Here is a 15857-nt window from a genome sequence, read left to right as displayed (position 1 = left end):
CCCCCTGACGAGTGCCTCAGAGCGTACTCATCTGCAGGTGGTAGTACGGCGGCCGGTCCTTGTAGCGCCGGATTGCCAGGCGCAGAATTTCCTCCAGAAAGTCACCGTAGTCCAGCCCCGCCAGCCGGGCTACCGACGGCACACAGTCAGTTGGCCCGATGGATGGATTGGGATTCACTTCGAGCACGTACGGATTGCCCTTGGCGTCGACCCGCACCTCGGCCCGCCCGTAATCGCTGCACCCGACCACGTTGAAGGCATCCAGCGCGATTTCGGAGATCAGCGATGTGAGTTTTCCGGGCACGCCCCGCGGCGGCCGCTGCACCTCGATGGAACGGCGGTGCACTTCGCTGCCGAGGAATTTGGCTTCGTAAGGGTACATGTGCCAGTAACCTTCGGGCAGGTTGGTGAATACCGAACGTGACAGCGGCAGCACGCGCAGCGAGTCCGCCCAATTACCCAGAATCGAGACATCGTACTCGTCGCCGTCAATGAACTCCTCGATCAAGGCCGGGCGTTTCAATTCCTGCAGCACGTAGTCGATGCGGCGCAGCAGCGCTTCACGGGTGTCGACGACCGAATCGTTGGTGATGCCGATCGAACTGTCGCTGTTGGCCGGTTTGACGATGGCCGGCAGTGGAAAATCCTCGGAAAAGGATTCTTCCGCTTCGTACAGGTAATCCCAGCGCGGCGTCGGTATGCCGTGGAAGCTGAGCAGCTTCTTGACCCGGATCTTGTCCAGGCACAGGCCCAGGGTGAACGGATTGGACCCGGTGTAGGGGATTTGCAGGATGTCGAACAACGACGCCGCGTGCGGTTCCAGCAAGCTGGTGTGGTTGATGCGCTCGCACAGGTTGAACACGATGTCGACTTTCTCCTCCTCGATCTGCCGCACGGCATCGAATGGCCGGTTGAAATCCAGAAACGAGGTACGGTAGCCGCGCTCACCCAGCGTTTCGGCGATGCCGTTGGCATCCGAGGTCAGTTCCGCTTCGATCGGATTGTCGCTGTCCGCAAACCCGTTGCTGGCGATGCCCACGTGCAGGCTGCGCTGCTCATCCGACGGCAGGGTGCGGATGAGTTCGATCCGGGCGGCGCCCAGCACCGCATCGCGCGCGATGTGCGCTGAACTCAGCGAGGTCTTGCGCACGGTCTTGCCCAGCGATGATCCGCGGGTGAACTTGGCCACCTCCATCTTGACGCTGGCCATGATGCGTTCGGTCCGTTCCTCGGCTTCACCCAGGGTGTCGGCGACCGCCCAGGCCCAGCCCAGATACTCGTAGCCCAGCGGTGGCGCCAGCACCGCGTCACCCACCCGTTTGAAGAACTGCAAATCACCGGACCCGGCGTCTTCCGGCAGGGTCAGGGAGGCCAGGACACCGGAGTGCGGCGGCAGGAAGTACTTGCCCGAAACGAATTTCCGTGGCGTTTCCGGTTTCTGCACCGGGCGGACGTACTCACCCAGCGCGATCAGCGCCGCGCTCTCGACCAGGTCCACGCCCCACGCCGTCCGCACGAAATCGTAGACTTCATCGCCGCCCATGCGCAGATTGGCCTCGATCGGCATGGGACCGCGCGAGCCGTACTTCGCTTCGAAATGGATGCAGCCGTCACGCACCCCCAGCCGCTCCAGAATCTCTTCCGCCATGTCGACCAGTTCGGCCTGCTGGGACGGCGCCAGACGGCTCGGAATGCACTGCCCCGTTTCCACGAAGAAGGGTTCACGAGTCGCGTCGTTGTCACTCATCGACCAGAACTTCAGTTTGCCGTTCTGGAGCAGGATGTCGATGTCGACCTCGTTGCCGTCGATGTACTCCTCGGCCATGATCCCGGTACCGGCGGACAACGAGGTCTCGACGTCGGCGGAAATGTTGCGGTGGATGTAATCCACCGTTTCAGCCAACTCATCGAGGTCGTTGACGCGCACCACGTAGGCGCTGCTGCTGCCGAACACCGGCTTGACCACCAGCGGAAAGCGCAGGTCCGTCACCGCCTGTTCCAGATCCGAGCCGGGCTCGATCATCGCATGGCCGGGTGCCGGCAGATCGTTGTCACGGCAGAATGCCCGGAACAGGTGCTTGTCCCGCGCGATGCGGGCGACGTCGTAGGGAATGCCGGCCAACCCAAGAGTGTCCGAGATACGGGAAGCCAACAGAACGTCGTCCTCCCAGAACGTGATGACACCCTCGGGAGGTGAATCCGGATTCTGTTCCAGAAATTCCGCCAGCGCTCGCAGGCTGGCATCGTGATCCGCGGTATCGGCGAGTATCCAGTGCTCGGCATAAGGCCGCGCCCAATTCACCGCGGGGTTGAGAATCGTCAGCCGGCAGCCGAGTTCACGCAGCCTCCGCAGGGTGAAACGCTTTTTGCGGCTGCCCGTGTTGACGACCAGAACTCGCCGGCCCTTGAGGCGCTCATTTCCGTTCCCGTTTCGCCGCCTGCTGTTCACGCTGTTCTCAGGCTCCCTGTCGTTGCCGGATAGGCCGGCGAAAAAACACCACCCGCTCGGTTTCTTCGAAACCAAGCGCCGCATGGGCCGCGAGACTGCCGGCGTCGTTCTGGTGGACATCCGACGCGAATTCCCGGCAACCCTGTTCCAACCCCCAGCCCTCGGCCGCTTCGCACAAGGCTCGGGCGACGCCGCGACCGCGCTGACCGGGATCGACGTAAATGCCTTCCAGGTACAAGGCCGGGCGAAATTCGCAGCCGTTGACGTAATCGGTACGAACCGACACCTCGGCGAAGCCCATGGCCTGGCCGTCATCGGCGTGCGCGACGAACGCCTGGAACCCGGCGGATTCCGCCATGAACTGGCGCAGGATTGCCGCATGCTCCCGGGAGTTCAGCTCAGGAATGAAGGCGCGTCTCAGCGCCAACCAGTCGCGGTCATGACCATCGGCTGTTGCACGAATCTGCATGGACTCTCATGGCCCCGGGAAGACCCGCCCAGTATAATCGGAACCTGGACCGGCACAACGCTCTCCCGGCATTTGCGAGCCCGGGATGACGTGCTGGCAAGGGGGCCCGTCCGCACTCGCCGGAAACCGGCCCGGCCCTGCGGCGGTCACACGACTTCCGCGCTCGAAAGGAACACAGCATGTCGCGCACGACGCAAGACACCCGATGAATCGCACCCCGAAACGCGCCGCGTGGTGGTTGCTGGGCCTGGCTCTGCTGCCACTCACCTCATCCGCCGTGCAATGGGGGCCCATCGAGGTGGCGGGGCGTGAAATCTGGCCCGGTCAGTCACAGCGATTTCCGTACGGTGGGGAAACCAGCTTCGAGTCCGCCTACCTCGATGCCCCGGTGTTCGTGGCGCGCGGTGTTCGGTACGGCCCGACACTGTGTGTGACCGCCGGCATCCACGGTGACGAGATCAACGGCACCGAAATCGCCCGCCGCACCTTCAGCTGGGTCGACCCCGAAGCCCTGACCGGCACGATGGTCGTGTTTCCAATGGTCAACGCGGCCGGTGTGCGCACGGGCAACCGCTACATGCAGGACCGGCGCGATCTCAATCGCGAATTTCCCGGCCGCTCCGATGGCAGCGTCACCGCCATCGTCGCCTATACCCTGTTCAGCGAGATTACCCGTTTGTGCGATTCCCTGATCGATCTGCATACCGGATCGTTCAGCCGCACCAACCACCCCCAGGTGCGGGTCGGAAGCGATAACCCCAAAGCCCTCGAAATGGCGCGGTCGTTCGGAGTCGGCCTGATCGTTCTCAGCAACGGACCGCGCGGCAGCCTGCGGCGCGAGGCGATGGACCGGGGCATTCCCGCCATCATCTACGAGGCAGGCGAGCCCCTGCGCTTCGACCTCGAACAGATTTCCGCGGGCGTACGCGGAATCGAAAGCATCATGGCGCACCTGGGCATGATGCGGGGGCGCTCGACGATCGAGACGCCCGATTCGCGCATTTACACCACGACCACCTGGGTGCGCGTTCCCGTCGGCGCCGGTGGATATTTTTTCCCGTCCACCGAACTGGGACAACGCGTGAACAAGGGACAACGACTCGGCACCATCATCGATCCGCTGACGGACCGCCAGACCCGGATCGAAGCGGCCACGGACGGCGAGGTCATCGGCCTGGCGGCGGCGCAGATCGTTCTGTCCGGGTACGCCCTGGTGCACCTGGGCGTGAGTCATCGCTGAATGCGCCGGCCCCGCCACCTATCGGCTCTCTGCCTGCTGGTGGTCGCCGGTGTCTGCCAGGCCGCAACGGACAGCGCGTTCACCCTGACCGTCGAGAACGACAAATTCACCGGCTCGGACAACAATTACACCAACGGCGTGGGTCTGTCGTGGTCCAGCGGCGACATCGCCAGCTACGAGGAAGGTTCACTGCCCCGGCGCTGGGCCGAACTCTGGGATTTTCTGCCGCGCGTGGCCAACGAGGATTTCCGCACCTACGCTTCCTGGACGCTGGGCCAGGAAATGTATTCGCCCGACGACATCACCCTGGCCAACCCGCCGTTGGACGACCAGCCCTATGCCGGCGTACTTTTCGTCGACAACACCTTTCATGTCCGCCGCAACCGCTGGGGCCATACCTGGAACGTGCGCCTGGGGGTGGTCGGTCCCGCGTCCCAGGCCGACAATATCCAGACCTGGGTGCATGACCTGATCGACACCGACGAGCCACGCGGCTGGGACACGCAGTTACCCAACGAATTGCTGCTCAACCTCGACTATTCAGCGGGTTACGTCTGGCGCACGGGAGAAGTGGGAAAATCCTTCACCTGGCGGTTGATTCCGAACGGCAGCGTCAGCCTGGGCAACTATTTCACCGGCGTCAGCGCCGGCCTGCATGCCGAAATCGGCTGGAACCTCTCGGATGCGCTGGGCATGTCGACCCTGCGACACGGCATCAGCACCGCAACCACCATCGGGGCGGGCCCGCAGGATCACTGGAGCATTTCCTTCTTCGCCGGTGGTACGGCGTTCGGTATCGCCCATTACCTGCCGCTGGACGGAACCCTGTTCCGTGACAGCCGCTCGGTCGACTCGAAGAAGCTGGTCGGCCTGATCACCGCCGGCATGTCGATCCGGCGCGGCCCGTTCGTCCTCTCCCTGGCGCAAACCTATTTCAGCAAGTCCTTCGAAACCGAGCGGGAAGGAGCGGAGTTCGGCTCCCTGAGCCTGTCCTGGTATTTCTAACCCGGCGAGCCGGAAGAGTCATCATGAAACACGATCATCAACACTGTGCGAGCCATGCCTGTCATTCGGATTCCGGGAAGTCGGCGACGGATGCGGCAACCGCGCCGAGCCCGTCCGGCACGATCTGGACCTGCCCCATGCACCCGGAGGTCCGCCTCGATCAGCCCGTGCCCTGTCCGCTGTGCGGCATGGCGCTCGAACCGCTGACCCCGACGGCGAATGACGGCGACAACGAGGAACTCCGGGACATGACCCGGCGCCTGTGGATCAGCGCGGCGCTCACCCTGCCCCTGCTGTGGGCGATGGCCGGCGAGCTGTTTCCCGCGGTCAACCCGATGGAACTGTTCGGCCACGCGCGCGTGGCCTGGGCCCAGTTGCTGCTGGCCACTCCGGTGGTGTTGTGGGGCGGTGGTCCGTTTTTCGTGCGTGGCTGGCAATCCATCGTCAATCGCAACCTGAACATGTTCACGCTGATTGCCATCGGCACCGGCGCGGCGTGGCTGTATTCCGTGGTCGCGACCCTGTTCCCCGCCACGCTGCCCGCTTCGTTTCTGAACGCGGACGGCTCGGCCCCGCTCTACTTCGAGGCCGCCGCCGTCATCGTGACCCTGGTGCTGGTGGGCCAGGTGCTCGAACTGCGCGCCCGCGATCGCACCTCCGGCGCCATCAAGGCCCTGCTCCGGCTCGCACCCACGGTCGCGCACCGGGTCGACGAGGCCGGAGAGGAAACCGACATCGATCTCGCGGACGTACAGGTGGGCGACCGCCTCCGGGTCAGACCGGGTGAGAACATCCCGGTCGACGGGCAGGTGATGGACGGCAGTTCGCACGTGGACGAGTCCATGCTGACCGGGGAACCCGTGCCGGTGCGCAAGAGTCCCGACGATGCCGTTTCCGCCGGCACGACCAACGGCAGCAGCAGTCTTCTGATGCGCGCGGAGCGGGTCGGCGGGGACACCCTGTTGTCGCGGATCGTGCACCGGGTCGCCGAAGCACAGCGTTCACGGGCGCCGGTCCAGCGGCTGGTCGACCGGGTTGCGGCCTGGTTCGTGCCCGGCGTGGTCGTGACCGCCATCGTCGCCGCCATCGTGTGGGCCGTCACCGGCCCGCAACCAGCCCTGGCCCACGCTCTGCTGGTCGGCGTTTCGGTACTCATCATCGCCTGCCCCTGCGCGCTCGGCCTCGCGACTCCGATGTCCATCATGGTCGGGGTCGGCCGCGGCGCCCAGGCCGGGGTATTGATCAAGGATGCCGAAGCCCTGGAACGACTGGAGAAAATAACCACCATCGTGCTCGACAAGACCGGCACCCTGACCGAAGGCCGGCCAAGCCTGCAGGCGGTAATCGCCGCCGCCGATGCTGACGAAGCGGAACTGCTGCGGTGGGCGGCCGCGGTCGAGTCTTCCAGCGAGCACCCGTTGGGGCGGGCCATCGTCGAGGGCGCGAAAGCACGGGACCTCTCGATTCCGCCAGTTGCAGATTTCGATTCGGACCCCGGCCTCGGAGTCTGGGGTCAGGTCGGCGAATCCACCATCCGTGTCGGCAACGAGCGCTTGATGGAACGGCATCAGATCGATGTGACTGCATTGCAACAGGCCGCGGAACAGGCCCGCGACCGCGGCGCGACGGCCGTATTCGTGGCTGCCGGCTCCACCGCGGCCGGTCTGCTGGTGGTCGAGGACGCCATCAAGGCAACGACCGCCGATGCGATCGCGGAGCTGCGGGCCCGGAATCTGCGCGTGGTGATGCTGACCGGCGATAACGAACGCACCGCCCGCGCCGTCGCCGGCAGGCTGGGAATCGATGAAACCATCGCGGATGTGCTGCCCGGCGACAAGGCCGACATCGTCAGCCGGCTGCAGCGTGAGGGAGCCATCGTCGCCATGGCCGGCGACGGGATCAACGACGCACCCGCACTGGCCCAGGCCGATGTCGGCATCGCGATGGGCACCGGAACCGACGTCGCGATGGAGTCGGCCGGGGTCACCCTCGTGAGTGGGGATCTTCAGGGCATCGTGCGCGCCGTTCGTCTTTCACACCGCACGATGCGCAACATACGCCAGAACCTGCTCTTCGCCTTCGGCTACAACGCCATCGGTGTGCCGCTGGCGGCCGGCATCCTGTATCCGGCATTCGGACTGTTGCTGTCGCCGGTATGGGCGAGCCTGGCGATGAGCCTGTCTTCGGTCTCGGTGATCAGCAATGCGCTGCGCCTGCGTACGGCACGGATCTGACACCGTACGCGGGGCGCTGTCCGGTGACGTTCAAACGGTGGGAATGGTGGAACCGAGGGGAATCGAACCCCTGACCTTCGCATTGCGAACGCGACGCTCTCCCAACTGAGCTACGGCCCCACGGAACTGCCCGGCCCGAAGATTCTACTCCGGACCGGTTCGAATTTGAATCGCGGCTGCGGCCGCTTCGGCGGATGACAGCGATCCCCTGCTGGCCCTTACCGGCTAGCGGGGGTCATCCTCCGCATCCGTCGTGCCGCTGTCCGGCTCAGCGGCTTCTTCCTCGTAGGCTACTTCCTCGTACACCTGCGAAGCCGTCGCCACCGAGGCCAGCGCGTCCGAGAAGGCCGCGTGCTGATCCAGCGGCGCGGACTCGCGTCGCTGCAGGCGCAACAGCACGTAGCCGAAGAACACCAGGTGGACGATCGCTGTGTACAGATACAACAATTCGCTGCCGGCGACCATCATGGCAACCGAGGCCAGAAACGGACCGATGATCGCGCCCAGGCCGTACATCAGCAACAGGCCGCTGGAAATGACCACGAATTCGCCCGGATCGGCGTAGTCATTGGTATGCGCGACCGCAACCGAGTACAGCGGAAACGACACTGCGCCCCACAGTGCGCTGAATCCGATCAATCCCGATGGGGGCAAATCGCCCGACAGCCACCACAGGCTGATTCCGGCAGCCGCCGAGACCAGCGACACCGCGCCCAGCACGATTCGACGGTCGACCCGGTCCGACCAGATGCCCAGCGGCCATTGACCGGCGGCACCACCGATAATCGCGCCCGTCATGAAGCCGGCGACCACCTTCAGGTCGGTTGAAATGTCGTTGGCGAACACCGGCGCCAGCGACCAGAAGGCACCGTTCGCCAGGCCCGAGACCAGGCATCCGAGAAGACCGGTATGGGACACGCGCCACAAGCGGCGCAGATCCAGGGTCGCCACTTCAGGGGGCTGCGGCGTGACCGCCCGCGACAGCACCACCGGAACCGCGGCGACCGACACCAGCATGGAAGCCAGCGCGAACAGGACCATCCCGGACGGATCCGACAGCAGCAGGATTTGCTGACCCACGGCCATCACGGTCATGCTGATGAACACGTAGGCCGAGAACACGGTGCCGCGATTATCGTTGGTGGACAGTTCGTTAAGCCAGCTTTCGATCACCACGTACAACACGGCGAAGCAGTAGCCGGAAGCCAGCCGCAGCAGCCACCAGACCCAGTCATCCAGCCACAGGGCGTGCAGCAGCGGCGCGGCCGAGGCAATCGCCGACATGGCGGCGAAAACGCGGATATGGCCCACCTGCTGGACCAGCCGGACTCCCCGCAGGCAGCCCACGGTGAATCCCAGAAAATACGCGCCGCCCATCAGGCCGATGGACAGGGTGGAGAAAGATTCCAGCGTGGCGCGTACGGGCAGCAGGGTGGCCTGCATGCCTTGTCCGGCTAATAGAATCGCCACTCCCAGCAACAGGGCGGCAACCGATGTCAGGGTGCGCATCATGGGGCGCCATCATTGCCAATCGGGCTGGCGATGTCCACCGCGGATTTGGGCGGTCCGGCGCCTGAATCGGGCCGGATTCAGTCGTCGGTGGTGACGAAATGACTGCCGCGGCTGCGCGGGTTGAGTGACGCGGCGTGCACCACCAGCAATGCGGTCTGCACTGCGTTGCGCAGGTCGACGAGGTCCGGGCTGAGACGGCAATGACGGTAGAAGGACTGCACTTCTTCACGCAGTTCCAGCAGGATCCGCCGCGCCCGGGTCAGGCGCCGGGGAGAGCGCACGATGCCGGCGTAATTCCACATGGTTTGGCGCACCAGGCCCAGATCCTGCCGAATCAGGGTGGAGTCGGCTTCGCTTTTCGGGCTGTGCCAGGATTTCGGTTCGGGCAGACGGAATTCCATCGATTCGATGTCCGCCACATCGGCGGCCGCGGTGAATCGCGCTCCGGTCAGACACTCCAGCAGCGAGGTGCTGGCCAGCCGGTTGGCGCCGTGCAGGCCGGTACAGGCGGTCTCGCCTATGGCGTTGAGGTGCAGCACGTTGGTACGCCCTTCCAGGTCGGTGTGCACGCCCCCGCAGGCATAGTGCGCCGCCGGCACCACCGGGACCCGGTCGGCGATGGGGTCCACGTCGTAGGCGGCACAGCGTTCGAACAGTGACGGAAAACGCTGCCGCGCGAAGTCCGCGTCCAACTCCGACAGATCCAGGTAAACGCAGGGGTCGCCCGATGCGGCCAGTTCCTGGTGAATGGCACGCGAAACGATGTCGCGCGGCGCCAGCGAGCCGCGTTCATGCACCTGGTCCATGAAGCGCTCGCCGTGCCGATTGACCAGAACGGCCCCTTCGCCGCGCAGCGCCTCGGTGACCAGGAAGCGCGGCTTGCCGCGGGCATGGAATACGGTCGGGTGAAACTGCACGTACTCCAGGTCGATCAGCCGTGCGCCGACGCGATAAGCCATCGCGACACCGTGCCCGACCGTACCGGGGCGATTGGTGCTGTGCTGGAAAATCTGCCCCAGCCCGCCGGTCGCCAGTATGGTCTTGCGGGCGACCACAGCCACCGGTTCGGTGCCGCCACCGGGCAGGACCCAGGCACCGAAACAGGTCAGTGGCGCATAGCGATCCTGCGGCAGTTCGGAATTGTGTGACAGCGTGAGCAGGTCAACCGCGATGGCCCCGGTCTGGCGGGTGATGTTGGTGGTCTCATCGACCCGGGCCGCGACCGCGGACAGGATCGCTCGACCCGTCAGGTCGCGGGCGTGGATGATGCGCCGCTGACTGTGTCCGCCCTCCCGCGTCAGTTCCAGGTCGCCCGACTCGGTGCGGTCGAAGTCGATATCCAGTTCATCGAGCAGCAGTTCCCGCACCGCTTTCGGGCCTTCATTGACCAACTGCGCCACCGCGGCGGGGTTGGCGGTACCGTCGCTGGCCGCGGCGATGTCGCTGGCCAGCAGATCGCCCTCGGGCGACGTATCGTAAATGATTCCCCCCTGGGCCCAGTCACTGTTGGCCTCGGACGGCCCGCCCAGCGACAACAGTTGCACATCCAACCCGGCACGCGCGGCGCTCAGGGCGTAGGCCGACCCCGCCAGACCGGCGCCGATGACCAGGCAATCGGTATGAATGACTTCCAAGGAATCAGTCCGGTTTCGTGCCGCTCAGGCTCATGCCGAGGTCGGCGGCCGTTACGGAATGCGTCAGGGCCCCGACGCTGATCACGTCGACGCCGGGCAAGGCATGCTGCGCGAGATTGTCGAGATCAATCCCGCCGGACACCTCCACCAGCGCGCGCCGGTCGATGAGTTCCACCGCGGCGGTGATGTCCGCGGCCTGCATGTTGTCGAGCAGCACCACGTCGGCACCGGCGGACAACGCCTCGCGCACCTGGTCGAGGGTCGCGGCTTCGACCTCGATGCGGGCGGTGTGTGGCGCCGCGGCCGACACCCGCCGCACGGCTTCGGCCAGCGAGCCGGCGGCGGCGATGTGATTGTCCTTGATCAGCACGTGTTCACCCAGCGAAAACCGGTGGTTGCCGCAGCCGCCGCAACGCACCGCGTATTTTTCCAGGCCGCGCCAGCCCGGCGTGGTTTTGCGCGTATCGACCACTCGCACACCGGTGCCCGCCGCGTCGGCGGCATCGGCGTAGCGGCGCGCCTGGGTCGCCACCCCGCACAGCCGTTGCAGGAAATTGAGTGCCGTTCGCTCCGCCGTCAGCAGACCCACGGTCGGCCCTTCCAGGCGCAGCACGACGGTCCCCGCGGTGACCCGGTCGCCATCCGCGCATTCAGCGGTGACCGTAATGTCGGAATCGACCCGCCGGAACACCTCGGCGGCGACTTCCAGGCCGCACACCACCAGGTCCTCGCGGGCGTCGATAAACCCCGCGGACCGGTGATCCGCGGGAAAAATGGATTCGCTGGTCACGTCCCCCAGGCCGGCATCCTCGGCCAGGGCCAGGTTGATCAGGGCTTCAGTTTGCGGGCGCAAGTTCGAACATCCTGTCGATGCAGTGCTTGGCGCGAAGCCGCAGGTCCTCGGGCAACGTGATTTCCTGCTCCGGGCGGGGATCGGCAAGCGCATCGCGGATTTTCTCCAGCGAATTCAGCTTCATGTACGGGCACAGACGGCAGCCGCCGATGAAATTCTTTTCCGGATCCTCCACCGCGAGCCGGCCAACCAGACCGCATTCGGTCAGCATCAGGTAGTACGGCGCGGAACTCGTACGCACGTAGTTCATCATCGCCCCGGTGCTGCCGACGAAGTCGGCGAGATCAGCCACCTCGGACGTGCATTCGGGGTGGGCGACCACGGCCAGGCCGGGCCACAGTTCCTTCGCTTCGCGAATCTGGTCCGGCGTGAACTCCTCGTGCACGACGCAGGTGCCGTCGGACGATACGATTTCCTTGTCGATACCCCGTTCGCGCAATTCGGTGCGGATGTTGTCGGCCATCAGGCGGTCGGGCACGAACAGGATGCGCCGTTCCGGCAATTTGGCGACGATGTCGTAGACATTGCTCGAGGTCACGCACACGTCCGACTCCGCTTTCACCTCGGCGGTGCTGTTGATGTAGCACACCACGGCCGCATCCGGGTACAGGGTTTTGAGCCGCCGCACGTCCTCGCCGGTGATGGAGTCCGCCAGCGTGCAGCCCGAGCCGCGGTCCGGCACCAGCACCTGCGCATCGGGCGACAGAATCTTGGCCGTTTCGGCCATGAAAACCACGCCGGAAAAAACGATCATGTCCGCATCGGCCTCACGCGCCCGATCGGACAGGTAATAGGAATCGCCCACGAAATCACCCACGCCGTAGATGATTTCCGGTTCCACGTAGGAGTGCGCGAGAATGACCGCGTTTTTTTCCTGCTTGAGCCGGTTGATCTCGAGGGTGAGCGGCGCGATTTCCCGGCAATTGTCGAGGTTCCAGCGGCGGCCGTCGGCGCAATCCACGTGCATCAGAGAATGCAACAGACGGCGGGCTTCGGCTTCCACTTCGTCAATAACGGCCTGGGTCGTGGTATTCATCAGCAATGATGTCTCATATTGCGGGCACCGGAATTCTCCCGGACATCCCTTGCACCTGAAGATATTTGGCTTAAAAATGATCTTACAAGACCCGGGCAATTCCGACCCGGAAATTTTTTCCCCGGAGTTATTCGTGCGCCGAATGCTTTTCCTGTTGCTGCTGTTTTGCCACCCCGTGTGCGCCGCGTCGACCTACGATGTCCGGTTTTCAGCCCAATTCGAGCCCGATACCGGTTTCGCCATGGCCAGCATTACCGTCGACCAGGATGAGCACCAGCTCATGCTGATGGATCTGGCCGCGCCGGCCGGCCGCTTCACGGATTTCACGGGCGACGGAAAAATCACCCGCGATGGGCGGCGGCTGGTGTGGAAGGTGCCGGCTTCGGGCGGCCGCCTGAGCTACCGGGTCCAGGTGGACCACCGGCGCGGCAGCCGCTACGACGCACGCCTCGCCCCGGACTGGGCGGTGCTTCGCCTCGGCGACCTCTTCCCGCCCGCCCGGACCGTCACGATGGACGGTGCGGAATCGGTATCCACGCTGACCTTGCGCGGGCCGAAAAAGTGGACCTTCGAGACCCGTTACGGTCCGGTGCGCGGACCGCTGCCGGTGCCCAACAAGACGCGCCGCTTCGACCGCCCCACCGGCTGGCTCGCGGCCGGGCGCCAGGGCATTCGGCGGGAAACCATCGCCGAACGCCGGGTCGTGGTGGCCGGCCCGCTGAACCAGGGGGTGCGCCGGCTGGATATCCTGACCTTCCTGCGCTGGACCCTGCCGCGCCTGGTCCGGATCTTTCCCGCGTTTCCGCAACAGGTTCTGATCGTCAGTGCCGCGGACGAGATGTGGCGCGGAGCCCTGTCCGGCCCGGACTCGCTCTACCTGCACGCCGACCGGCCCCTGGTCAGTGAGAACGGCACCAGCACCCTGCTGCACGAACTGGTGCACGTGGGCGCCCGGGCTTCGACCCGCGGCGCCGACGACTGGATTGTCGAAGGCCTGGCCGAGTTCTACAGCCTGGAAATCCTGCGGCGCAGTGGCGGCCTGAGCCAGGCACGCTACCAGCAGGCGTTTGAGCGACTGGAACGCTGGGCCAAGCGCGAAAACGGCCGGCTGACGTCCCCCTCCTCGGGCCCGGACACGGCCCGCGCCACCCTGCTCTTCCGCGCCCTCGATGAAGAATTGAATGACGCCGAGGCCGGCGGCCTGGACGCGGTGGCGCGGCGCCTGCTGGAACACGGCCCGATCCGTATCGAACGACTGGATGAGTTGCTGCGCAAGGCCCTGGACGGGCCTTCGGCGGTATTGGATCGGCACCTCGAGGCATTTGCCGAACCCGAACCGGCCAGCGCACCCTGACCCCGCACCCGCCCGGAGCCCCCATGTCGAAAGGAATTCGCTATCCCGCGCCGGAAGAAGTGCGGCAACTGCCCAGGCACCTCCGGATGACCGTTCCGCCAGAATGGGAGGACCGCAACGGACACGTCAACGTGCAGTACTACCAGCGGCTTTACGAGTTGGGCGGGTACGGAATACTCGACGATATCGGATTCGATCTGGCGCGCTGCAACGCCGAGGGTTTCGGCATGTTCGACCTCGAACACCACATCCACTACCGGGCCGAACTGCTGGTCGGGCACAGCGTGAGTGGTTACAGCCGCGTGCTGGCAGTCAACGAAAAGCGCTTCCAGGGCATGTTTTTCATCCTCAACGACAGCACCGAAAGGCTGGCCTGCACCATCGAGTACGTCACCTGCTGGATTGATCTGGGAGTCCGCCGCACCGCACCGTTGCCGGATGATCTGCTGCGCGGACTGCGCGCAGTGGTGCAACGCTCGGACATCCTGCCCTGGCCGGTTCCCCGCTGTGGGGTGATGGCGCCCTGACCCGGAGCCCGGCCCCGATCAGGTGCCTGTTTCGTCCACCGCCTCCGGCGGCAGCCGAAGTTCGCCATCGGTCTCGGCTTCCTGATCGTCTTCGATTCGCTCGATGCTGAAACCGGTGATTCCGTACAGCAGCGAAACCAGTGGATTGATCAGGTTGAACAGCGCGTACGGCAGGTAGGCCAACGTCGCCACGCCCAGCGCGCCGGCCATGAAGGCGCCGCAGGTATTCCATGGCACCAGCGGCGAGGTCAGGGTGCCGGAATCCTCGATCGCCCGCGACAGGTTGCGCGCGCGCAGACCGCGCCGCCGGAATTCCGCCCGGAACATCCGTCCCGGAATGACGATGGCGATGTACTGGTCCGCCGCGATCACGTTGACCCCGATGCAGGTGCTGATCACCGTGGCAAACAGGGCGCCGGTGGAACGCGCCCTGGCCAGGACCGAACGGATCAACCGTTCCAGCATGCCGGCATGCTCCAGCACGGCGCCGAAAGTCAGGGCGCTGATCACCAGCCAGATCGTAACCAGCATGCTGCTCATGCCGCCCCGGCTGAGCAGGGAATCCACAGCCTCATGGCCGGTGGCCGACACGTAGCCGTTGGCGTAGGCCGTCCACACGCCCTTGAGCAGCGCCATGCCAGAGGAAAGTTCGGCGTCCCCGGCCAGCGCCCGCACCTGCTCGGGCTGCAGTATCACTGCCATCACCGCCCCCAGCACCCCGCCGAACATGATGGTGGGAAAGGCCGGAAATTTGCGCATGGCGAGCCCGAAAACCGCCACCAGCGGCAGCAGCGACCAGCCGGTCAGATTGAATTGCCCGGCCAGCACCTCCAGCGACGACAGCGTGCTGGCAGGCTCGCCGCTGCTCTCGATGTTCCAGCCCAGCACCAGGAACACGATCAGCGCCAGCGTGTACGACGGCACCGTGGTCCAGGCCATGTGGCGGATGTGGGTGAACAGATCGGTGCCGGCGACCGCGGGGGCGAGGTTGGTGGTATCCGACAGGGGCGACATCTTGTCGCCGAAATACGCCCCCGACACCACCGCGCCCGCGGTAATGGCCGGTGACACATCCAGCGCGTAGGCCACCCCGATCAGGCCGACCCCCAGGGTGCCGGCGACGGTCCAGGAGCTGCCGATGCTGATCGACGCGATGCTGCAGATCAGGCAGGCCGCGGCGAAGAACCAGCCCGGCTCCAGTATCTGCACCCCGTAATAGATCATCGTGGGCACGGTCCCGGCCAGCATCCAGGTACCGATCAGCCCGCCCACCGCCAGCAGGATGAGAATGGCCCCCATGGCGGTGGAAATGCCGTGCACGACGGCCTCCTGCAACGCGCCCCAGCGGTAGCCGTTCTTGACCGCGATGCCGGCGGCGAGCATGGCCGCGAGCAGCAGGGCGATCTGGTTGGCGCCATACGACGAGTCGGCACCGTACAGGTGTACCGACAAGGCCAGCATGACGATCAGCGCGGCGATCGGAATCAGCGCATCGACCAGACTCGCATCCCGGGTGGCGGCCGTGCGCCGCTTATCCTTCATTT

At 65.3% G+C, this 15857-nt stretch carries 12 protein-coding genes and 1 tRNA gene; 5 read left to right on the top strand and 8 right to left on the bottom strand.

Annotated features, from left to right (window positions below):
• Positions 1-16 precede the first annotated feature (16 nt).
• Positions 17-2449, bottom strand: a complete 2433-nt coding sequence (locus V3330_RS17005; protein WP_354696644.1) for an ATP-grasp domain-containing protein — start codon at positions 2447-2449, stop codon at positions 17-19.
• A gap of 7 nt (positions 2450-2456) precedes the next feature.
• Positions 2457-2918: an aminoglycoside 6'-N-acetyltransferase gene (gene aac(6') / locus V3330_RS17000; RefSeq protein ID WP_354696643.1), complete on the bottom strand. Its 462-nt coding sequence runs from the start codon at positions 2916-2918 to the stop codon at positions 2457-2459.
• A 205-nt stretch (positions 2919-3123) separates the two neighbouring features.
• On the opposite strand from aac(6'), the gene V3330_RS16995 reads away from it, so the two are divergent.
• The 3 genes from V3330_RS16995 to V3330_RS16985 are packed head-to-tail and all read left to right on the top strand — an operon-like array spanning position 3124 to position 7397.
• Positions 3124-4158 (top strand): succinylglutamate desuccinylase/aspartoacylase family protein, encoded by a 1035-nt coding sequence (locus V3330_RS16995; protein ID WP_354696642.1) that lies wholly within the window; start codon positions 3124-3126, stop codon positions 4156-4158.
• Positions 4159-5163, top strand: coding sequence for a lipid A deacylase LpxR family protein (locus V3330_RS16990; protein WP_354696641.1), 1005 nt, complete (start codon positions 4159-4161; stop codon positions 5161-5163). It abuts the gene before it with no gap.
• A gap of 23 nt (positions 5164-5186) precedes the next feature.
• Positions 5187-7397, top strand: coding sequence for a copper-transporting P-type ATPase (locus tag V3330_RS16985; RefSeq protein WP_354696640.1), 2211 nt, complete (start codon positions 5187-5189; stop codon positions 7395-7397).
• A gap of 44 nt (positions 7398-7441) precedes the next feature.
• Here the strand turns inward: V3330_RS16985 and V3330_RS16980 are convergent.
• The 5 genes from V3330_RS16980 to nadA all read right to left on the bottom strand — a co-directional run bounded on the left by V3330_RS16980 (position 7442) and on the right by nadA (position 12432).
• Positions 7442-7517, bottom strand: a tRNA-Ala gene (locus V3330_RS16980).
• Positions 7518-7622: 105 nt separating this feature from the next.
• Positions 7623-8909 (bottom strand): MFS transporter, encoded by a 1287-nt coding sequence (locus tag V3330_RS16975; protein WP_354696639.1) that lies wholly within the window; start codon positions 8907-8909, stop codon positions 7623-7625.
• 77 nt (positions 8910-8986) lie between these two features.
• The gene (locus V3330_RS16970) at positions 8987-10543 is read right to left on the bottom strand and encodes an L-aspartate oxidase (RefSeq protein WP_354696638.1); all 1557 of its coding nucleotides are present in this window, start codon (positions 10541-10543) and stop codon (positions 8987-8989) included.
• A gap of 4 nt (positions 10544-10547) precedes the next feature.
• Positions 10548-11396 carry a carboxylating nicotinate-nucleotide diphosphorylase gene (gene nadC / locus V3330_RS16965; protein WP_354696637.1) on the bottom strand — a complete coding sequence of 283 codons (849 nt, stop codon included), beginning with the start codon at positions 11394-11396 and terminating at the stop codon, positions 10548-10550.
• On the bottom strand, positions 11380-12432 hold the full coding sequence (gene nadA / locus V3330_RS16960) for a quinolinate synthase NadA (protein ID WP_354696636.1): 1053 nt from the start codon (positions 12430-12432) through the stop codon (positions 11380-11382). The genes nadC and nadA overlap by 17 nt, the downstream gene beginning before the upstream one ends.
• A gap of 133 nt (positions 12433-12565) precedes the next feature.
• Between nadA and V3330_RS16955 the strand changes: the two genes are divergently transcribed.
• Both V3330_RS16955 and V3330_RS16950 read left to right on the top strand, forming a co-directional pair.
• Positions 12566-13786: a hypothetical protein gene (locus tag V3330_RS16955; protein ID WP_354696635.1), complete on the top strand. Its 1221-nt coding sequence runs from the start codon at positions 12566-12568 to the stop codon at positions 13784-13786.
• Between the two features lie 23 nt (positions 13787-13809).
• The gene (locus V3330_RS16950) at positions 13810-14313 is read left to right on the top strand and encodes an acyl-CoA thioesterase (protein WP_354696634.1); all 504 of its coding nucleotides are present in this window, start codon (positions 13810-13812) and stop codon (positions 14311-14313) included.
• A gap of 18 nt (positions 14314-14331) precedes the next feature.
• On the opposite strand, the gene nhaC is transcribed toward V3330_RS16950, so the two are convergent.
• Positions 14332-15855, bottom strand: a complete 1524-nt coding sequence (nhaC, locus tag V3330_RS16945; protein WP_354696633.1) for a Na+/H+ antiporter NhaC — start codon at positions 15853-15855, stop codon at positions 14332-14334.
• Positions 15856-15857: the final 2 nt, after the last annotated feature.

Source organism: Elongatibacter sediminis (genome assembly GCF_037892215.1).
GTDB lineage: Bacteria > Pseudomonadota > Gammaproteobacteria > Xanthomonadales > SZUA-36 > Elongatibacter > Elongatibacter sediminis.
This window is presented reverse-complemented; position numbering and strand designations above follow the sequence as displayed.

What these genes read in the sequence shown, in the direction of transcription:
- V3330_RS16995 (WP_354696642.1), top strand. Translation starts at nt 3,124, where the DNA reads ATGAATCGCACCCCGAAACGCGCCGCGTGGTGGTTGCTGGGCCTGGCT.
- V3330_RS16990 (WP_354696641.1), top strand. Translation starts at nt 4,159, where the DNA reads ATGCGCCGGCCCCGCCACCTATCGGCTCTCTGCCTGCTGGTGGTCGCC.
- V3330_RS16985 (WP_354696640.1), top strand. Translation starts at nt 5,187, where the DNA reads ATGAAACACGATCATCAACACTGTGCGAGCCATGCCTGTCATTCGGAT.
- V3330_RS16975 (WP_354696639.1), bottom strand. Translation starts at nt 8,909, where the DNA reads ATGATGCGCACCCTGACATCGGTTGCCGCCCTGTTGCTGGGAGTGGCG.
- nadA (WP_354696636.1), bottom strand. Translation starts at nt 12,432, where the DNA reads ATGAATACCACGACCCAGGCCGTTATTGACGAAGTGGAAGCCGAAGCC.
- V3330_RS16950 (WP_354696634.1), top strand. Translation starts at nt 13,810, where the DNA reads ATGTCGAAAGGAATTCGCTATCCCGCGCCGGAAGAAGTGCGGCAACTG.
- nhaC (WP_354696633.1), bottom strand. Translation starts at nt 15,855, where the DNA reads ATGAAGGATAAGCGGCGCACGGCCGCCACCCGGGATGCGAGTCTGGTC.